The organism is Anaerococcus obesiensis, assembly GCF_016599815.1.
Lineage (GTDB): Bacteria > Bacillota > Clostridia > Tissierellales > Peptoniphilaceae > Anaerococcus > Anaerococcus vaginalis.
The window spans coordinates 211,007-232,550 of record NZ_CP067016.1; the positions used below are offsets into that span (position 1 = coordinate 211,007).

Sequence of the window (21,544 nt, forward strand, 5' to 3'; positions counted from 1 at the left end):
CTTAATCCCTCGTATTCATTGCGTGAACTTTGTATCTTACTTTTTCTCTCAATTCTTCATGGTCGATTTTATCAATTGTTGGTGCGAAATTTGCTTCAAGCATCAAACTTTCAGCTTTTCTTTTGGAAAAACCTCTGCTCATTATATAAAATAACATTGCCTTATCAAATCTTCCAACGCTTGCAGCGTGTTCTCCTGCTACATCTTTTTCTTCATTTAACAAAACTGGCGCAGACCTATTAATAGCATCTGGACTTAGCATTACTGCATAATCTCCAATTTTTCCATCAGCATGTTCGCACCCTCTTTTAAGATCAACTACACCCTTCCATCTTTTTTCAGCTTTTCCTTTAAGGGCACCATTAAACATACAATTTGATTTTGTTACTTTTGCCTTGTGATCGTTGAAAGCTCCGATGTCTAGAAAATCTTCGTTTTGTTTGAAATAAACTCCATTTTCTTCAAGATTTGATTCTTCTCCATCAAGGAAATTTTTAATATTTACATAAGACTTGTCTGCACCAAGTTCAATATAAGAAATATCAAAATTTGCCCTATCGCCAATAATTGATGAAATTTGTTGTAAATTAAGAGAATTTTCTAATAAATCTACTACAACAACCAATTTTACAAAAGAATCTTCTTCAAGATTTACCCTTATCAAAGAATTCAGGTAAGAAGATTCGCCTTTTGTTTGAGAAAAATTAACTAAAAATGAGGATTTTGATCCTTTTTTTGCATTTATATCAATTTTATTAACCAATTGCTTTGAATTTTCGTCAAGATTTAAATTTATAAATTCTAAATCTTTTTCTCCATCAACATCTCTATAAATATCTAAATTATTAAATTCTTTATTTTCTTTTAAGAAATCCTTTGAAAGTCCATAATTTTTTTTACTAAAAATTTCATCTAAAGATTTATTTTCTTTATTTGAGCTTTCAAAATTTTTATAAGCTTTATTTTCATTTAAACTTGGAGCTTTTTCGCTATAATTTAACTTGGTGTATGACCAAGTAGGCTCTCTCATTACATTTACTTTTTCCATCAGCCATTTGCTCCTTCCAATTCCATATCAATCAAATTATTCATCTCAACTGCATATTCCAAAGGCAATTCTTTTGCAACTGGCTCTGCAAATCCTCTTACAATCATAGATTTTGCTTCATTTTCAGGAATTCCCCTGCTCATCAAATAAAATATTTGTTTTTGATCAAGAGAGCCAATTTTTGCCTCGTGACCGCAATCAACTTCATCATTTCTAATATCAAGAGTTGGAATTGTATCTGATTTTGACTCACGTGATAACATCAAGTTTTCACAATCAACAGTTGACTTTGATCCCTTAGCATTTTTACCAATTTTAACATAAGATCTTGTCATGGATTTTCCATTTCCTTGAGTAATAGATTTTGTAAGAGCAGTTGAGTAAGTGTTTGGTGCGTTATGAATCATTGAACATCCATTGTCAATATATTGACCGTTTGATGCATAAGTTATTCCTGTATATTCTGCTCTTGCTCCTTCGCCATTTAAAATTGTGGTTGGATAAAGCATTGAAACTTTTGAACCAAAAGATCCAGAAATCCATTCAACTTGACCGTTTTCTTCAACGATTGCTCTTTTTGTATTGAGGTTGTACATATTTCTTGACCAGTTTTCTATTGTAGAAAATCTTACTTCAGCATCTTTGTGAACAAATATTTCTACGCTTCCTGCGTGAAGATTTACAACATTATATCTTGGTGCAGAACATCCTTCTATAAAATGAACTTTTGCTCCTTCTTCTGCAATAATCATTGTATGTTCAAATTGTCCAGCTCCTGGAGCATTCAATCTATAATAAGATTGAAGAGGAATATCTACATTTACTTCCTTTGGTACATAAATTAAAGAACCACCAGACCAAACTGCTCCGTGAAGGGCTGCATATTTGTGAAGTGTTGGTGGAATTGCTCTTTGAAAATATTTGTGAACAATTTCTTCATGTTCTCTCAAAGCTGTATCAAAATCTGTAAAAATTACTCCTTGATCTGACAAATGTTTTTGAATTGAATGGTAAACTTCCTCACTGTCATATTGAGCTCCAACTCCTGCAAGAGATTCTTGTTCAGCTTGAGGAATTCCTAGCCTATCAAAAGTATCTTTTATTTCTTCTGGAAGAGCATCCCAATTGCTTTTCTTGTCAGTTTTTGGCTTAACGTAAGTTGTTATATCTGCCATATTTAATTCAGAAAGATCTGGTCCCCATGATGGATTTTCTGTTTTTTCAAAAATCAAAAGAGATTGAAGTCTTCTTTTTAGCATCCATTCTGGTTCATTTTTCTTTTTTGATAATTCTTCAACTATTTTTTTATTCAAACCCTTGTCAGAAATATCTGAGTATTCAAATTTGTCAATGACATCATAAATACCCCTATCAATATCCTTAAAGGATGATTCATCAAATTTTTTTTCTGTCATATTAAACCCACTCATATCCTTCTTTTTCAATTTTTTCCATTAGGCTTGCATCAGATGTTTCTTTGATTACTCCATCTTTTAAAACGTGTACATAATCTACATCAATATTTTCTAATAATTCATTGTGGTGAGTTACAACTATTACAGCATTATCTTCGTTTAAATAATTTTTTATTCCTTCACTTACAATTCTTACCGCATCAACGTCAAGTCCTGAATCAGTTTCGTCAAGCATAGCAAGTTTTGGATTTAAAATTTTTAATTGCAAAATTTCAGATTTTTTTCTTTCTCCACCAGAAAATCCTACATTTACATATCTGTTTGCATATTCTTCAGATAATTTTAAATCATCCATTTCTTTTTTCAATTCCTTATTGAATCCTAAAATTGAAGGTTTTTTTCCTGTTACTTCTTCTTTTGCTTGCTTTAGAAAATCTCTAAGCTTTACACCATTAATCGCATCAGGAGATTGGAAAGACATAAAAATTCCTGCCTTTGCTCTTTTATCAGTAGTAAGATCTGTTATATCTTCTCCTTCAAAAAATATTTTTCCTTCAGTTACATCATAAACTGGATTTGCCATTACAGCGTTCATTAATGTAGATTTTCCTGAACCATTTGATCCCATTATTACATGAACTTCTCCAGCATTAACTTTTAAATTTATTCCTTTTAATATTTCAGTATCTCCAACTGAAACATGTAAATTTTCAACTTTTAATAATTCTTTCATTTCTTACCTCTTTTTTCCTAACTTTTGAGAAAATAAATTTATATACATTTAAAGTATACTGCTTTAGTACGGATTGTCAAAACTTGAAATCTTAACATTTTTATATGAAATTTTAAAAAATAATTTGTAAATTTTTTTAATATTACAAAATTATTAATTTTAAAAATTTTCGCAAAGAAAAAACACTTTTTCTATCAAAAGTGTTCTCTAAATAAGTATTAATTTTTATTTTTAAGTAAATTTAAGTTGCTAATAATTAGATAATTTATTTTCTACCAAATCAACTAAACTTTTTACAGCTTCTTCTTCGTCATCGCCTTGAGCCTTTATTATAATTTCTTCGCCTTTTCCGGCACTCATAGACAAAACTGACATAATTGATTTTGCATTATAAATTCTTCCATCTTTTTCTACATTTATATCGCACGCATGCTTGACAGCTTCTCTAATAAATATAGAAGCAGGTCTTGCGTGTAAACCGATTTCATTTACAAGCGTAACTTTTTCCTCGTACATATTACCTCCATTAATTGTTGATAAATAAAATTCTATAACTATTATTTTTTTAACTATAATCCTTAAATCTTAAATATATTATACACGTTTTCCTATCATAATACAATACTTGCATTTTTGAAAATAATAGTTAAAAAAATATTAAATTTTTAGAAAATGATTTCCTTTTCTGTAAATATTATAGCACGAAAAATTTTTTTAACAAGGATTTTAAATATCTTACTTAGCAAAATAAAAAAGAGGTGCAAACCTCTCAAAGTGTAGACAAATCATTAGTCTAAATAATATTATATTTTCAAAATAAAAATAAAGTCACTTACTATAATAACTAAAGATATTCTTTGATTTTTCACATTTATCCCTAAAATTTAGTGCAAATTTATAAGCGTTGCTATTACTTACAAATTCTAAAAACCAACGCAAAAGCATGGAATCTTTTTCAAAGCAAATTAGTTTTAATAAGAACAAAAAATTTTTCAAAAAATGTATTTTAATGTGAGTAAAAATAATGAATAAAGAGAGAGTTCATGAGATTTCTCTACTAACTGCTTACGATATAAATTAGGACAAACAACCGGAGTGGGCGGTTGTTTGTCCTATAAAAATTGCTAATTTTTTATTTTGTCAACAGTATGAAATTTTCAAAGCTCTTTTTATTTTAATTCTTTTAAAAGTTCTATTAAGAATTTATAATTATTTTCTGTTGATTTTATATTTACTCTTTCTTCTGGGCTGTGGGCGCCTTCTATTTCCGGGCCGAATGATACCATTTGGGTCTGATTCATATCTTGTTTTAACAAACCACACTCAAGTCCACCGTGAGTTGTTAAAACTTCTGGTTTTTCTCCATTTAATTTTTCCCAAACATTTTTCATTATTTCCAAAAGTTCGCTGTCTTCTCTTTCCCAGCCTGGATATTCATTTGATGTTTCTACTTTTGCTCCAAACATTTCTACTTGTTTTTTTATAACATCTCGTCTAAATCTTTTTGCTGATGTTACTTCGCTTCTTGCAAGAATTACAAAACTTATTTTTTTATCATCTTCTTCAATTAAACCCAGATTTGAACTTGTAACTAAATTTCCTTTATATTTTTTTACAGGGCCGTCTGCAACAATCATTGTTGCATTTACAATTTTTTCTGACAAATCTCTTGTTAAAACTTCTCCATCAAAGTTGCATTCTTCTATAATTATTTCGCCTTTTGGATCTGAGTTTTTGTATTCGTGAATGATTTCATCTTTTATTATTTCTAGATTTTTTATTGCTTTTTTTGCATCATCTACTTCTACTATCGCAAATGCTTCTGATGGAATTGCATTTCTTTTTACTCCACCTGTAATTTTTCCAATCCTATATGAATCTAGTCCGTCAATTATTCTAACAAGTCCCTTGATTGCATTTAGTTTAAACTTATCAATTTCCATTCCAGAATGTCCGCCTTGGAAATTTTTAAGCTCAATTGAAATAAATTCTCCGTCTGATTTTTCGTATTCTTTTTCAAAAGAATATTTTATATCCATTCCACCAGCACAACCAATTGTAAGAATTCCTTCTTCTTCGCTGTCAATATTTAGAAGATATTTTGGATTTCCCAATTTTTTTGTATCTAAATTATTAACTCCAACCATGGATGTTTCTTCGCCTGTTGTTATCAAAACAGAAATTGGTCCGTGTGAAATTTTTTTATCATCCAAAATTGCAAGAGCATAGGCAACTGCTATTCCATCATCTGCCCCAAGAGTTGTCTTGTTTGCTCTTAGCCAATCTCCATCTATTACAAGCTCAATTGGATCTTTTGAAAAATCGTGGTCTGAACCATTTTCTTTTACACAAACCATATCCATGTGTCCTTGGAGTAAAACTTCTGGATAATTTTCAAAGCCCTTGCTTGCTTCTTTCTTTATATATACATTTAAAAAATCGTCTTGCCAATATTCTAAATTTCTTTTTTTTGCAAAATCTACCAAAAAATTTGAAATTTCTTTTTCATTTCCGCTTTCTCTTGGTATATTTGAAATTTCTTTAAACCAATGAAAAACTTCTTTTGGTTGTAAATCTTTATAATTCATTTTTCCCTCCTTGTTTTTATTTTATATTATACTTTTATTTGTAGAAATAAAAACACGAAAATTTTCAAAAGAAAATAATAAATATTAATTTATTTTTCAATAAAATCTTCTTTTATTTGCTCTAATTTCCAATATGTAGTAAAATTTTTATATAAAATTAGAGTGGGGAGATATATGATTAATACTTATTTATTATGCGGTGGACCTTCAAGCGAGCATGAAATAGCTCTTAGAAGTGCCCTTAATATTTCAAAAAATTTAGACAAAAACAAATACAATTTAAAAATTGTTTATATTGATAAAAAAGGTAGATTTTCAAAAGCTTTCGATTTTATAAATACAGACGATGAATTTGAACTTGTAAAAGAATGCAAAGAAAATATTTTAGAATCAATTTCTGATTTTCTTTTAGAATTAAAAGATAAGGATAAGGAAAATACAATTATAATTCCTTGTGTTCATGGAACTTATGGAGAAGATGGAACTATCCAAGGATTTTTGGATGCAATTGATATAGCTTATATTGGAAATGGACTTTTGTCATCTTCTGTTTGCATGGACAAGGTTACTGCAAACGACATTTTCGAAAAAAATAAATTAAAACAAGCAAGATACCTTTATGCCAATGAAGAATCTTTCGACATTGATTTTGCAAAAAAATGCGAAGAATATATTAAGTTCCCAATGATTGTAAAACCATCAGCAAATGGTTCATCAGTTGGAGTAAACAAGGCAGAAAACATAGACGACCTTTTAAAATTCGGAAAAGAATCTTTAAAATATGATGAAAAAATCTTAGTTGAAGAGGCAATCATAGGTCAAGAAGTAGAAATTGCCATAATCGGCGATAATAAATTAATTGCATCAAAACCTGGAGCTTATGTAACTGACCATATTTTCCTTGACTATGATGCAAAATATTTTGATAAATCTACAAAAGAAATGCTTCCTTATCCAATGGATGAAAATCTTGAAAAAGATTTATTAGAATTTGCAAAAAAATGCTACAAGGCTTGTGGCTGCCAAGGATTTGCAAGAGTTGATATATTTTTAAAAGATAATGAATTTTACATCAATGAAATAAACACCTTCCCTGGCTTTACCCCAACTTCATTTTTTGCAAGACTTTGCAAAATTAGTTTTGACCTAGAATTTTCACAAATTCTTGATATGCTAATTGATGAAGGTTTTAAAAGTTTTCAAAAAAGGAGATTTAAATGATTGAAAGAACTTTAGAAGAAATTGCACAAATGCTTGGTGGAGAAATTTCAAACCCAAAGTATTCTAAAACCAAAATCAAAGGAATTTCAATTGATTCTAGAACAATCAAAAAAGATAATCTCTATATCCCAATAGTTGGAGAAAAATTTGATGGTAGAATTTTTATAGAAGAATGTGAGAACTCTGGAGCTGTTGCCTTTTTGATTGATGAAAATTATAAAATTCCAAAGTCAATTTCAATTCCCTTTGTAAAAGTTTCTGATACAAAAAAAGCCTTGCAAGATTTGGCAAGGGCTTACAGAGATGAGCTTGATATAAAAATAATTGCAATTACAGGTTCAAACGGCAAGACAACCAGCAAAAATTTAATTCATTCGGTTTTGTCAGAAAAATATAAGGTAGAAAAAACTCAAGGAAATTTAAATAATGAAATTGGAGTTCCTTTGACTCTTTTGGATTTTTCAGAAAAAACACAAATCGGTGTTGTTGAAATGGGCACAGAAGATTTTGGAGAAATTTCTCTCCTTTCAAATATTGCAAAACCAGATATGGCAATGATTACAAATATTGGCGATGCTCATCTTTTAAAATTAAAATCAAGAGAAGGAATTGCCAAAGCAAAACTTGAAATTCTTGAAGGCCTAAAAGCTGATGGAATTTTTATCTATAATGGCGATGATGAAATATTAAAAAAAGTTCTTCCTTCCTATACAATAAAACAAAAAACAATAAGTTTTGGCGAGGAAGATGGAGTGGATTTTAAAGTATGTCCAAAAGAATTTTCAAGCACTTACACAAAATTCTCATACGAAAACGAAGATTATTTAGTTCCTTTGCTAGGCACTCATCAAGTTTATAACGGAGCCTTGGCAGTTCTTATTGGAAAATTATTTAATCTTTCTTATGAAGAAATTGATAATGGTCTAGCCAAAGTATCAAATAATGCAAATAGAAATGAATTAATAGAAAGAAATGGCTTTGACATTCTTGACGATGCCTACAAATCAAATCCCCAATCTTTAAAACAAGGACTTGAGCTTGCAGGATTTTTGGATGGATATTTAAATAAAATTGTAGTTTTGGGAGATATGCTTGAGCTTGGCGATGGAGAAAAAAATCTTCATTACAAATCAGGACTTGATATAGATCCCAAAAAAATAAATTATTGCCTATTCTATGGCCCACTTTGCAAAGAAATGTACAAAGCTAGTCTTGAAAATTTCCCAGAAAACAGAAGTTTTTATTTTGAAAATAAAAATGACCTTATAGATAAGTTGAAATTTTTAATAACAAAATCAACTTTAGTTTTTGTAAAAGGTTCTAGAGGACTTCACATGGAAGAAGTCATCGAAGCAATTTATGATTTAAGAGTATAAAAAATAAAAATAGAAAAGATTAATTATTTGGAGGAATTATGATATATACAGTTACCCTAAATCCATCAGTGGATGTAATTTTAGAAGTAAAAAACCTGAATATTGGCGATAAAAACCATGTGTCTGATGAATTTACCCTTCCAGGAGGCAAGGCTCTTAATGTTTCTAGAGTTTTATCACAATTAAAAATCCCTACAATTGCAACTGGATTTACAGGTGGACATCAAGGAAGATTTATAGAAGACTGGCTTGATAAAGAAAATATCATGACAGATTTTGTAAATATTGAAGAAGAAAATAGAACAAATATAAAATTATTACTAGATAACGAGGAAACAACAATAAATTCAAAAGGTCCAAACATAAGCCACTACGAAGTAGATGAACTTTTATATTATTTATCAAGAGTTGGCGAAGGCGATACAATTGTTATGGGAGGATCAGTCCCACCAATGGAAGAAAAATCTGACAAAGATATTTATTCTAGAATGGTTTCAATAGCAAAAGCAAACAAAGCCCAATTTATAGCAGACATACCAGCAGAATATTTGCCAGACGTTATAAAAGAAGGACCAATTCTAGTAAAACCAAACATAGAAGATTTGATGGAAATTTTTGGAACAAAAATTGAAACAATAGAAGATATGGACAAATACGGCAAAAAAATTATAGAAATGGGAGCACAAAATGCCATAGTTTCATACGGCAAAAAAGGCTCAATGTTTTTTAGCCAAAATGGACATTCATATATATCCGAAGAAATTCACATAAATGAAGTAGTAAATTCAGTAGCCTGTCGTGATTCAATGATAGGAGGATTTATAGGAACTTTGGTAAGATCAAGCGATTATCTTGAGGCATACAAAGTTGCCGTAGCAGCAGCAACAGCAACAGCAGAAGTGCTAGACCTACCAACAAGAGAAGAAATTGAAAAAATAATACCAAAAGTAGTAATAAACCAATTTTCTTAAACAAAAAGCCTTGGCATAAGCCAACACTTTTATTATAAAAAATTTTTTATTAAAGGAGAACAAACAAAAAGGAGAAATAATGAATAAAAAAACTATAAGTATAATGCTAGCTTATGTAGGCGTATTAACCGGAGCAGGACTTGCAAGCGGTCAAGAGCTAATGCAATATTTTATTTCCTTTGGAATATCCGGGCTATTTGGACTTATAGCCATAGGAATTTTGCACGTTTTAGTTGGAGGAATAATTCTTCAACTTGGCTCTCACTATTTAGCAGAAAGTCATATCGATGTCATCGAAGAAGTTTCAAGCAAATATTTGACAAAATTTATGGATTTTGCCCTAATAATTAATTGCTTTTTGATGGGTTTCGTAATGATAGCAGGTGCAGGCTCAAATTTAAATCAGCAATTTGGATTTAAACCATGGGTTGGCTCACTAATTTGTACCCTACTAGTAATTTTTATTGGAATGTTAGATTTCGATAAAGTAACAAAAGTAATCGGTGCCTTTACACCACTAATAATTATTTTTGCAATCCTTGGAGCAATTTATACTTTTATAACAATAAAACCAGATTGGCAAAGTCTAAATCAAATTGGACAAAGTGTAAAATCCCCACTGCCAAACATAGGCTTATCCACACTAAATTATTTTGGCTTATGCATGATTAGCGGAATCTCCATGGCATTTGTCCTAGGAGGAAGCAAAACCGATTCAGCCGAAGCAGGACTTGGAGGAATGCTTGGAGGATTGATGGTAGCAATTCTTACAGCACTAGTAGGCCTTACCCTATTTTTTACCCTACCAATGATAAAAGATTCCGACATACCAATGCAAATTGTTTTAGAAAATATCCACCCTATTTTGGGACTTATGATGTCTTTAATTATTTTTGGAATGATTTTTAACACAGCCATTTCCCTATTTTATTCAGCAGCAAGAAGATTTTCCGATACAGAAAATAAATTTAGAAGAAATTTAATAATATTTACCCTAATGGGTTTTGGACTTTCATTTTTAGGCTTTAAAAAATTAATGTCAATCCTCTATCCAATACTAGGATATTTAGGAATGATACTTACAATTATCCTAGTAGTTGCCTGGTTTAACGAAAGAGAAGAAATCAAACACGAAATGAGAAGAAGGTTCGCAATATCTGTTCTTACAAAAAGAAAACTAGATGACGACGAAGAATTTGGAAAAATGGAAAAAGAAAAACTAGAAAGATTAGCAGAAAATTCCATAATAGACAACAAAGAAATAAAACAAGCCGTTCACGAAGAAGTGAAAGAAGAATTAGAAGAAGAAAATAGCGAAGAATAATAAAATTTAGACTGGATAAGGGCATAAATTCCCTTATCCAGTCTATTTATTTTGCCATATTTTAAAAAAAGATCCCTCCATGCACTCCACTTCGTTTCGTTTAGTCGGGATGGGTGATTCTTAATTTAATTTTATTACTAAAAAATTATTTTATTTTTAAAATTTCTTACACCAATTTTCGAAAATAAAAAAGCTTACTAATTAAAGTAAGCATATTTTTATATTCCCATAATTAATTTTGCAATTTGGAAATAGCATATTAATCCTATAGAATCTACAATTGTTGTTATTAGTGGACTTGCCATTATTGCTGGGTCAAAGCCTAATTTTTTTGCTCCCATTGGGAGTAAGGCTCCTACAACTTTTGCTATAATTATTATTACAAAAATTGTTATTCCTACTATGGCTGCAACTTCCATAGCTACTCCGTCAAATAATAGACATTTTAAAAATGCTAAAAATGACATTATAACTCCTACTATAACTCCAACTTCGAATTCTTTAAATACTACTTTATACCAATCTTCAAGCTCTACATCTCCTGTTGCCATTCCACGTATTACAAGAGTTGATGATTGGCTTCCTGCGTTTCCACCGGAGTCTGTTAGCATTGGTATAAACATATTTAGGGCAATTATTGATTCTATTACCCTTTGACTTGATTTTAAAATTGTTGATGTAAATGATGCCGAAACCATCAAAAACATTAGCCAAGGCAATCTGTTTTTTGCAAGTTTTAAGGCTGATGTGCTTGAATATTCTTCTTCATCCGGTGTTGTACCAGCCATTCTTTGGAAGTCCTCAGTTGTTTCAAGTTCCATTATATCCATAATATCGTCAACTGTAATTATTCCAATAAGCCTTCTTTCGCTATCAACAACTGGCAAAGCTGTAAAACCATATCTTCTAAAAGTTTTTGCTACATCTTCTTGGTCTTCGTAAGCTTCCACGCTTATTACATCTTCATACATCAAATCTTTAACTTTTGTATCTAATGAGCTTGTTACAATCAACCTTAGTGAAACATAACCCAATAAAGATTTTGTAGTATTTGTTACATAGCAAGTGTAAATAGTTTCTTTTGTTGAACCTACTTTTTTTATCCTGTCCAAAACTTCTTGGCAGGTCATTTCTGGATTTACTTCTACAAATTCTGTTGTCATCAAACTTCCAGCAGAATCTTCTGGAAATTGTAAAAATTGATTTACTCTTTTTCTCATTTCAGAATCAGAATTTCTCAAAATTCTTTTTACAACAGTTGCAGGCATTTCCTCAAGCGTATCAATTACATCGTCGAAATTTAAAGCTTTCACAATAGCATCAAGCTCAGGATCTGTAATAGAAGTCAAAAGTCTGTGCTTGCCATCTTGTTTTAATTCAGCAAACACCTCAGCAGCATCATCTTTTCTCAAAAGCCTATAAACAATCAAACTTTCTTCATTGTCAAGCTCAGACATAAATTCTTCTATATCTACGGGGTTAGTTCTTCTCAAAGAATCCTTTAAAGCCGGAATATCTTTTTTTTCTAAAAGATTATTTAGTTCTTCAATCCTTTGCTCGCTGTTATAGCTGTTCATAATATCACCCCTTAATTTCTTCTAATAATGTATCCAAAGCCTTATTAAATTGAGTATCCTTGTCAAGATTTTCTATATCCAAAGCTCCATTTTCACTTTTATCTTCAACTTCTACATCAGGTTTTACACCAATTTTGTGAATTTTAGTTTTGTTTGGTGTGAAATATTCACTAATAGTAATTTTTACACCAGACCCATCATCAAGAGGGAAAAGTTTTTGAACAATTCCCTTACCAAAAGAAGTTTTTCCAACAATTTTTGCTCTCTTTCTATCCTTAAAAGCTCCAGCCAAAATTTCAGACGCAGAAGCAGAATTTTCATTTATAAGAACAGTCATAGGAGTTTTGTCCATTTCCTTGTCGCTTTTTTCAACAATTTCTTTGCCTTTTTTGTCAACAGTTGAAACAATTACACCCTCATCCAAAAAAGTATCAGCGATAGCAAGACACACATCAAGCCCACCGCCAGGATTATTTCTAAGATCCATAACAATACCATCAACCTTAGCATCCTTCAAAGCCTTTAGCTCCTTGCCAAATTCTTCCTTAGTAACATCCTCAAATTGTTTTATTTTTATATAGCCGATTTTTTTGTCATCTTTTTCAACAACTTTGCTTTCAACAGTATCAACCTTTACATCAGCTCTTTCAACATCAATATCTTTTTCCTCAGCCTTGCCCTCAGCATTTTTTCTAAGGACAGTAATCTTTACCTTTTCTCCGACATTTCCCCTAATTTTTGACACAGCCTCTTCCAATTGGTCAGAAGAATAAGAAACACCATCAACCTTGGTAATATAATCGCCAACATTGATGCCAGCCTTTTTTGCAGGAGATTCATCAAAAACAGAAATCGCCTTGATATATCCCTCATCACTAGCTTGAACAGCTACACCAATGCCCGCATATTTCCCATTAACATCTTCCATAAGTTTGTCAAATTCTTCCTTTGTATAATAAGCAGTATAAGGATCGCCCAAATTTTCAAACATTCCCTTCAAAGAACCATCATATAATTGCTTATCCTCATAATCAAAAAGGAAATTCTCATCAATCAATTCCTTCATAGCTTCCATAGAAGCCATGTGCTTTTGATTTTGTTCAGAAATCATACGATTATCATTAGAAGAATTCTTTCCGAGAGTAAAACCCGTAAAGCCAGTCCCTATAATCAATAAAAAGGCCAATAAAACCTTACCAATCTTTTTCATAATACCTCCAATTAAAATTTAAAAACCAAAAATATGATTTTTATAGAAATTAAATACCTATCAGTATTCTTATATTTTAACATATATAGACCTTTTTTTAAATAAAAGAAAAAGGCAAAAAAAGAATAAATCAATAAAAATAAAAATTGATTTATTCAAAATTAACATCAAAAATTAAAACCAAAATATTTCTCAACAAAATCTTCCTGAATACCAGCCTTTACACTATTTTTTACATCAACCCCCTTAATAATTTCAATCAATTTCAAAGCCAAAAAAACACTAGCACCAGCGCCCCTTGACGTAAAAATATTTCCATCCACAACAATAAGCTTGTCACTTTTAATATTTCCAACATTCAAAAGGCTTTTTTCCACACTAGGATGACAAACAAGATTCCTATCACTAACAATACCTGCCCTATCAAGAACAGTTGGTCCCGCACAAATAGCACAAATAATTTTTTTCTCCTCATCAAATTTTTTTACAATATCAATAACCCTTTTATCATCCCTAAGATTTTTCGCACCCACACTACCACCAGGAATATAAATCCCATCATAAAAATCCAAATCAATATCATCAATAAGCCTATCCGCCTTAACAATAATATTGTGAGAACCACAAACAAACAAATCATCGCCAACAGAAACCATATCTACAAAAATATCAGCCCTTCTAAAATAATCCACCAAAGTCAAAGCCTCAATTTCCTCAAAACCATCAGCCAAAAAAACTAAAAATCTATCCATAAATTCCTCCATAAATCTATTATACCCACACCCAAAAGTCATATAAAAAATTAATTAATAAAATAAATTTATAATTTTCCATAAAAACTTTTTTAATAAGAAAAAAATAAAATCAAAAAATCCCCACAAAAAAATGAAGACCCGAAGGTCTTCACAAAAAATTATTTTTTATTTTCGAAAAAATTAATTTTAATCATTTTTTCTTTTTTTAGAAGCGAACAATCCGCTTACGGCTGTTGCCAATGTTGCTAAAATAGTTGCAGAAGAACCTACACCTGTTTTAACATTTTTGCCTGTATTAGAGCTATTAACTCTATTTATGCTTCCACTAGCACCAGCATTTGCTTTTTGAGATACCAAATCATTTCCTTTAATGATGTCAACTGAACCATCTGGATAAGTTATAGTAGCAGTTCCATCTTTTCCAATCTCAACTTTTGTTCCTTGTGGGAATTTATCTTTATTAGCATCTTCGATTGCTTTTTTAACCTTGTCTTTTTCCTCATCAGTTAAGTTGTTCTTATCCTTAACTTCAGTTTTTGAAGGAACAGTTGGATCAGTCTTGTCTGCTATTGTTTTATTATCATCTTTATCAGAATTGTTGTCATCTCTTCCTTTTTCGTGTCCTTCAACTGGAACTTCGATTTCAACTTTTCCGCCTGGTAGATCTGGATCTTCAATTGTTACAGTGATTGGTCCATCAACATTTGTTCCTGGAGTTACAATTACATTTCCATTTTCATCAATTTCAACTGGAACGTCTTTACCATCTTCATCTTTAGCTGTAACTTTTGTATCATCATCAGGATTTTCAACTTTGATGCCAGTATCTTGTTTATCATCAGTTGGTTTAACTGGTTTAACATCTCCACCTACTTTTGTACCCTTATCATCGGCTTTTCCTACTGTTGCTGTTGCTTCGTCTGATGGGTTCTTTCCATCTACTGTTGCTGTTGCTTTTACAGTTTCGCCTTCTTTTGGCTCTTTGCCTTCTGGTACTTTTGCTGTCCAGTTTCCTTCTCCATCTGCTGTTGTTTCTACTTTTGTTCCGTCTGGAAGTTCTACTTCAACTTTTGCATTTGGTTCAGCTTTACCTTTGATTTCTTTATCGCCAGCTTTTGGTGCTGTGATTTCTGGTTTTGCTGTTGCTTCTGTTGGATCAGCTTTGCCTGTTGTTGCTGTTGCTTCGTCTGATGGATTCTTTCCATCTACTGTTGCAACTGCTTTTACAGTTTCGCCTTCTTTTGGTTCTTTGCCTTCTGGTACTTTTGCTGTCCAGTTTCCTTCTCCATCTGCTGTTGTTTCTACTTTTGTTCCGTCTGGAAGTTCTACTTCAACTTTTGCATTTGGTTCAGCTTTACCTTTGATTTCTGTATCGCCAGCTTTTGGTGCTGTGATTTCTGGTTTTGCTGTTGCTTCTGTTGGATCAGCTTTGCCTGTTGTTGCTGTTGCTTCGTCTGATGGGGTCTTTCCGTCTACTGTTGCAACTGCTTTTACTGTTTCGCCTTCTTTTGGCTCTTTACCTTTTGGTACTTCTGCTGTCCAATTTCCTTCTCCATCTGCTGTTGTTTCTACTTTTGTTCCGTCTGGTAATTCTACTTCAACTTTTGCACTTGGTTCTGCTTTTCCTTTGATTTCTTTATCGCCAGCTTTTGGTGCTGTGATTTCTGGTTTTGCTGTTGCTTCTGTTGGATCAGCTTCTGCTACTGTTTTTGTTGCTTCGTCTGATTGGTCTTTTCCATCTTCTTGAGCTACTGCTTTTACTGTTTGATCTTTTTCTAATGCTGGTGTATCTACTGACCAGTTTCCTTGATCGTCTGCTTTTGTTTCTTTTACTGTTCCGTCTGGAAGAGTTACTTTTACTGTTGCACCTGGTTCTGCTGTTCCTGTGATTTTCTTATCGCCAGCTTTTGGTTGTGTTATTTTTGGCGCTGTTGTTTGACCTTGTTTTACAACAGTTAAAGTAGGATCTAATTTAGCAGTTTGATTTCCTCTTGTTATTGTAACTTCTCCCTTTTCATTTACAGAGATTTGATTATCTAATAGATCTGGGTTTGCAGCTTTAACTGCTTCTTTAACTTTATTTTGTTCATCTGCTGTTAATGAATCAGGATTTGCTACTTCTACTACTTCTGGATTTTTAGCGTAGATTCTATTTACTACATATACCTTTTTGCCTTCTACATCTGATGGTGTATTTCCAGCTTCATCGAATAAGAAAGTATATCCTGTAAATTCTTCTGGATTTTCCTTAACGTATCCTATAGTAGCTGCTTTAAGTTCTTTTCCATCAAGTCCAACTGCTTTTGATCCTAACAATAATTTATATACATTTGTATATGTTATTGTTGTATCATCTTCTGTTTTATCAGTACGAACAAATTCATATCCTTCTATATCTGATTTTCCATCGTTATCTGGATGTGCACCATCTTGTTTTTTAATTCAATTGTTCTTCCATCAGCTGTTTCTTGTACCCATTTTGTGATTTCTTTTTTAGTTACTGGATTATTTTTTGCATTTACTTTCGCTACTTCTGATACATCTGTACCTTTTTGAGCTATAGCTTTACTTCACTTCCATCTTTAACTTGATTTGCAGGAATTGTCACAACGCCTGTAGTTGGGTCTATTTTTATAGATGGGTCAGTTCCATCTGGCAATTTCCAAACTCCATCATCGCCCTTTGTTGCTACAAGAGTTCCTTGATGATTCTTTTCATCAGTGTATGTGATTTGAACAACATCAACGTCTTTGTCAGCTGGTGGTGTTACTGTTACAGAACCATCATCATTTGCTTTTAGAGTTGGAGCATCTGGTTTAGCTGCTGGAGCTTTTTCCTTTACAGTTGTATTTTCTGTAGCTGGTTTTTTATCTTTTTCAGTTTGTTTTACAACTATTTTTTGACCTTTTTTAAGAGTTTTTCCAGCTGGAACATCTACAGACCAAGTTCCGTCGTCTTTTACTTTAGTTTTTAGAATAAAATCTTTGCCTTTCATTACAACAATATCTGATCCAGCTACACCTGTACCAGAAATTTTAGCATCGCCTTCAGTTACATCATTGATTACTGGTTTTTTTGAAGTTTCTTCGTTTTTCTTAGTAGCTATTGCTGTAATTTTTGCATTATCTTTTGTAATTGCTGTTCCTGGTTTTGTTGACCATGTTGGATTTTCATATCCGTCTTTTGCTGTTACTGTTGGATATTTGTCAGCTGTAAGAACTGTGCCTTCTTTTACATCATAAACCTTAGCTCCTTCAAGAGGATTTACTCCTTCGCCAGCTTCAAATGTTACTCTTACATATCCTGCTGGTGTTGGTTTTGTTGGATCAGCTGTTCTGTCTATGATATCGTCTAATTTTGCTACATTGATTTTTGCTGTTGCATTGTCTGTAGATTTGTCTGGATAAGTTACTACTACTGGAATTTCTACTGGATTGCCAGCGTCAGCTTCTGTTGGTGTGTATTTGATTTCTCCTGTGTTTTCATCGATTGTTGCATCTTTTGGAGCGTCTTTACCTAATGTGTATTTTGTTCCTTCTGGTACTTTTGTAGCTTTTCCGTCTTTATCTGTAACTTTTGGTTTTACAGTTGTTTTTTCTCCAGCTTTTCCTTTTGCATCTTCATATTTTACATCATACTTATCAGCATCTTTTTCTGCTGGTGTTGTATCTGTTACTGTTACTGGTACTTTAACGTCTACTTCTTCTCCGTTTGGTAATGTTACTGTTACTACTGCTTTTGTTTCTCCAGCTTTTGATACGTCTGGTTCTGTTTTTACTACAACTTCTGATCCTTTTGGTAGGTTTGTTATCTTTTCTTTGTATTGATCTGCTGTTGGTTGTGTTCCTACAGTTGTTTCTACTTTTCCGTTAACGTTGGCATCCCATGCTTTTGGATTTTTATCTTCTTCATCTTTGATTCCATCGTTGTCGTCGTCTGGATCTGTTGAATCTGGTATTCCGTCTCCATCTGTATCTCTTAATATTGTTATTTGGATTTCTTTTGTTGATTCGTTTCCAGCTGCATCTTTTGCTTTGATTGTTACTGTGAAGTCTCTTTCTTCTTCTGTGTCTGCCCAGTTTGTTAGTTTGTCAGGTGTTCCTTCGATTTTGCCTGTTTCTTTGTTGTATCTTAATCCTTTTGGAAGTCCTGTTACTTCTACTGTTGGATTTTTATCTGTATCGTCTGTTACGTTTACCTTGATTGGTGTGATTTCTTGTCCTTCTGTTACTCTTGCTCCATTTGCCCATACTTGTGGTCCTCTATTATTTTCGTCTTCTTTTGGAGCTACTGGTGTGTCTGGATTGTCATCATCGTCTAGGTCACCAATTTCTGGTTTTGTTGTGTCTTTTTCTTCTTCAGCTATTGATAGAGGTACTCTATCTACATGTCCTTTTTTGATTAATACTTCTTCGCCTTTTTCATTTACTTGATAGATATCATAAGTTACTTCTACATTTGGCTCTTCTTGAGTAGCATCAACTTTTGCTTTTGGTGTTCCTGTAATTTGATCTCCTGTAATTGTTAGACCATCAATAGTTTTTCCATCTATAAATTTAGCTGTTACATTTTTAAATACATAGCCATCAATTTGTTTAGGTTCTATTTTTTTATTATATTCTTTACCTACATTACCATCTGTTAATGGAGAATCTGTAACTGTAAAAGTATAGAACCTTGATGCTGTTATATCCCCTGATTCATCTGGAACTACTGAGATAACTTCAACTTCGAATTTACCACTTTCTTTTGCTACTCCTTTAATATCTCCTGTTTTAGGATCAATTGTAAGACCACCTGGAAGTCCCTTAGCAGAATAAGTTGCATCTTTTAGAGGATTTGAGTTTTTATATTCGAATTCATCATACATTGAAGTAATCTTCTTTGAATCTTCGACTACTACTGTAAATGAATCTTGAGCTAGCAATTCTGCATTTTTACCTGCGCTATCTACCCTATATAGCTTAGCTGTATAATTAGTTGTCTTTGTTACTTTGCTTGTGTCAAAGTCTGCTGATTCTAGTGAACCTGTGCTTGATGGTTTTTGAACCGATGATCGTTGAACTTCATCTCCATCTTCGTCATACCAAACTATTCTAAAGTTCTCACTTGATTCTCCATTGTATGGTAGGCCTTCTGTTGATGTTTTAGCAACATCTCCTACTTTTGCAGTGTTCTTGCCTGAGTCATAATTTGTTATATTAAATTTAACTTCTCCTGGAGCAAGCGCAAAGTCTGCACGTAAAATTTGTGGTATAGCATTAGTTACACCAACTCCAAATCCAGTTCCAGACCAACCACTATGGATACCAAATTTATCACTCATTTGTGTATATTGATTATTATTATATGGTGTCATAACACGGAGATGGTCAGCATTTTCTACAGATACAAATAACCAGTCATAGTTTACGTGTTTTACTTGATTTGTAGCAGCTTTTGAAAAATCAAATCTTCCATTGTCTGCCTTATCTGCAACAGTTCCAAGTCTGTCAATTTGTTCTTTAGTCCACTTATTCCAAACTTGTCCACTGGAATTTTGGCCTTCTTTATAATTATAATTTTTTAATCCAGCATCGCTATTCTTTAGATTTCCCCAAGTTCCCTTAAATTGGATAATATATTTTCCATCAGCATTTGTTTTTGCAGATACTGTTTCAGCTATCCATTTGTCTGGATCTTTTTTAACTTGTTCTTTTATCCAATCTTGTAATTTCTTTTCTTGCTCAGCTGTCCAGCCAGTTCCACGAATATGTGAAGGTTTCTTAACGCCCATATAAACAGCAGTAGATTCGCTATAAATTTGTTTTAGCGCATAATCTGATAGATATGAAGCTTTTACTGTTACATCTTTAGCTGGAGTATCTACTTGAGCTACTGTATTCCATTGGATTCCACCAATTCCTGATTTGTAATCCCAACCAACTGTACCTGTAAGATATCCACCATCTTGTTGGATTTCTGTTGGTGTAGGTTTTTTATGCATTTGTTCAAGTGGTTTTTGCATTAATAATATTTTCCAATTACCATGAATATTTCTAACAGTGTTTGATCCTGAACCACCTTGTGTTATTGGTAAGCCTTGATCTGGGAATATTACAGATTCACCTGTTATATATTGAAGTTGGTATCCTTCTGGAATAGTTGACTCATCAATCCAGAATCTATATCTTTCATTACCACCAGATACTGTTGGATCTGCATCAAATCTAATTAAGTTTCCATCTTCGGCTATATATGATTTTATTCCCATGTGTAATTGACCATCTGCTCCTGATGTAGCTGTATAAACTGGTGATGAATATTCTTTTCCATTTCACCATTTTTCAAACCATTGGAAATAAGCCTTGATACCTGCAATTGGCTTAAATTGATTATCACTTGCCTTAGATAGGTCTGCATCAATATTTAGTCCATTAACTACGCCAACATAAGCATGCACAGCATTTTTTGCGTCTGGAGTTGTAGCTGTGTCTTCTGGTGGTGCTGCATCTCTCACTCCAGTACTTGGACTTTCTGTAGCTTTTACTGCTTGTTTTTCTACTTTTTCAGATAATTCTAAATCCTCTGCTTCTTCTGTTGCTTCAACAGCTTTAACATTAACTTTGATTTGAATTTCTTTTACAGATCCATCAGCAAAAGTTATTTTTGCACTTGTAGTTTTTTCGCCAGCTTCTTTTGTATCAACTGGTGTTATAACATCAAGTTTTGCATCTTGTGGGAGATTGGTTACAGCTTCTTTGTAATCAATTTCTTCTCCTTCTTCTACTTCTATAGTTTCTAATTTTTCTATAAAAGTATCAGCTTGTTTTGCAACAACTTCTTCTTTTGTTTCTTCTGCTTTAATTTCTTCATTTGCTACTGGTGTAGCTTCTTCAACTGGATTTTCTTCTGGCGTATTTGTCTCTGTTGCTACTGTTTCATTTTCACTAGCTTCAGCAGCCTTAGAAGATCCCGGAGCAATTATTAATGAAAATCCTAACATACATGAAACTAATCCAATGGATAGTTTTCTTGTACCATACTTAGGAGTTTTCTCTTGACTTAATTCTTTTTTCTTTTCGATGATTTCAGTCATCTTTTTCGAATTGTTCATGATTTTCTTATCCTTTCATTAATATATTTTGTTAAAGTGTTAATACAGAAATATGATAATTTATGCAAGACTTTTTGCAACATATTTTTGTACCATAACTTTAAATTAGAATTTTATGTATAGATTATTATATCATTTTCATTAAAAAATCCACTTATTTTTATAATATCCTTATTGAAAATATTCATAAATAATTCACTTTAAAATTTATAAATATTTTTTCAATCTAT

15 protein-coding genes are annotated in these 21,544 nt (G+C 32.1%); 4 read left to right on the forward strand and 11 right to left on the reverse strand.

The genetic code is table 11. The annotated features are described in order from the left end of the window. Nucleotide 1: 1 nt before the first annotated feature. The 5 genes from I6H46_RS01130 to pepD form a co-directional block, all read right to left on the reverse strand. Nucleotides 2-1,048, reverse strand: a complete 1,047-nt coding sequence (locus I6H46_RS01130) for a SufD family Fe-S cluster assembly protein (protein WP_019118489.1) — start codon at nt 1,046-1,048, stop codon at nt 2-4. Next, nucleotides 1,048-2,478 (reverse strand): Fe-S cluster assembly protein SufB, encoded by a 1,431-nt coding sequence (gene sufB / locus I6H46_RS01135; protein WP_200225961.1) that lies wholly within the window; start codon nt 2,476-2,478, stop codon nt 1,048-1,050. Before sufB ends, I6H46_RS01130 begins: the two co-directional genes overlap by 1 nt. Then, nucleotides 2,465-3,196 carry a Fe-S cluster assembly ATPase SufC gene (sufC, locus tag I6H46_RS01140; protein ID WP_019118491.1) on the reverse strand — a complete coding sequence of 244 codons (732 nt, stop codon included), beginning with the start codon at nt 3,194-3,196 and terminating at the stop codon, nt 2,465-2,467. The genes sufB and sufC overlap by 14 nt, the downstream gene beginning before the upstream one ends. 249 nt (nt 3,197-3,445) lie before the next feature. Continuing rightward, a complete protein-coding gene (locus tag I6H46_RS01145; RefSeq protein ID WP_004839291.1) occupies nt 3,446-3,712 on the reverse strand; it encodes an HPr family phosphocarrier protein in 267 nt (88 codons plus the stop codon). A 653-nt stretch (nt 3,713-4,365) separates the two neighbouring features. Next, nucleotides 4,366-5,784: a beta-Ala-His dipeptidase gene (pepD, locus tag I6H46_RS01150; RefSeq protein WP_019118492.1), complete on the reverse strand. Its 1,419-nt coding sequence runs from the start codon at nt 5,782-5,784 to the stop codon at nt 4,366-4,368. Between the two features lie 174 nt (nt 5,785-5,958). Between pepD and I6H46_RS01155 the strand changes: the two genes are divergently transcribed. The 4 genes from I6H46_RS01155 to I6H46_RS01170 all read left to right on the forward strand — a co-directional run bounded on the left by I6H46_RS01155 (nt 5,959) and on the right by I6H46_RS01170 (nt 10,676). Then, entirely contained in the window at nt 5,959-7,005 is a 1,047-nt protein-coding gene (locus I6H46_RS01155; RefSeq protein ID WP_019118493.1) for a D-alanine--D-alanine ligase family protein, read from the forward strand. Next, entirely contained in the window at nt 7,002-8,381 is a 1,380-nt protein-coding gene (locus I6H46_RS01160; protein WP_019118494.1) for a UDP-N-acetylmuramoyl-tripeptide--D-alanyl-D-alanine ligase, read from the forward strand. Before I6H46_RS01155 ends, I6H46_RS01160 begins: the two co-directional genes overlap by 4 nt. 38 nt (nt 8,382-8,419) lie before the next feature. Continuing rightward, nucleotides 8,420-9,352: a 1-phosphofructokinase family hexose kinase gene (locus I6H46_RS01165; RefSeq protein WP_019118495.1), complete on the forward strand. Its 933-nt coding sequence runs from the start codon at nt 8,420-8,422 to the stop codon at nt 9,350-9,352. A 79-nt stretch (nt 9,353-9,431) separates the two neighbouring features. Then, nucleotides 9,432-10,676 (forward strand): YkvI family membrane protein, encoded by a 1,245-nt coding sequence (locus tag I6H46_RS01170; protein ID WP_004839296.1) that lies wholly within the window; start codon nt 9,432-9,434, stop codon nt 10,674-10,676. A gap of 218 nt (nt 10,677-10,894) precedes the next feature. On the opposite strand, the gene mgtE is transcribed toward I6H46_RS01170, so the two are convergent. From mgtE to I6H46_RS01200, 6 genes are all read right to left on the reverse strand, one after another. Next, nucleotides 10,895-12,253: a magnesium transporter gene (gene mgtE, locus I6H46_RS01175; RefSeq protein WP_004839297.1), complete on the reverse strand. Its 1,359-nt coding sequence runs from the start codon at nt 12,251-12,253 to the stop codon at nt 10,895-10,897. A gap of 4 nt (nt 12,254-12,257) precedes the next feature. After that, nucleotides 12,258-13,463 carry a S41 family peptidase gene (locus tag I6H46_RS01180; RefSeq protein WP_004839298.1) on the reverse strand — a complete coding sequence of 402 codons (1,206 nt, stop codon included), beginning with the start codon at nt 13,461-13,463 and terminating at the stop codon, nt 12,258-12,260. A 167-nt stretch (nt 13,464-13,630) separates the two neighbouring features. Then, complete coding sequence (locus tag I6H46_RS01185; RefSeq protein WP_019118497.1) at nt 13,631-14,215, reverse strand: DJ-1 family glyoxalase III; 585 nt, start codon at nt 14,213-14,215, stop codon at nt 13,631-13,633. Between the two features lie 189 nt (nt 14,216-14,404). Next, nucleotides 14,405-16,534, reverse strand: coding sequence for an Ig-like domain-containing protein (locus tag I6H46_RS01190; RefSeq protein WP_200225963.1), 2,130 nt, complete (start codon nt 16,532-16,534; stop codon nt 14,405-14,407). Nucleotides 16,535-16,775: 241 nt separating this feature from the next. After that, on the reverse strand, nt 16,776-20,471 hold the full coding sequence (locus I6H46_RS01195) for a Rib/alpha-like domain-containing protein (RefSeq protein WP_200225965.1): 3,696 nt from the start codon (nt 20,469-20,471) through the stop codon (nt 16,776-16,778). A gap of 63 nt (nt 20,472-20,534) precedes the next feature. Continuing rightward, entirely contained in the window at nt 20,535-21,314 is a 780-nt protein-coding gene (locus I6H46_RS01200) for a Rib/alpha-like domain-containing protein (RefSeq protein WP_200225967.1), read from the reverse strand. Between the last annotated feature and the right edge of the window lie 230 nt (nt 21,315-21,544).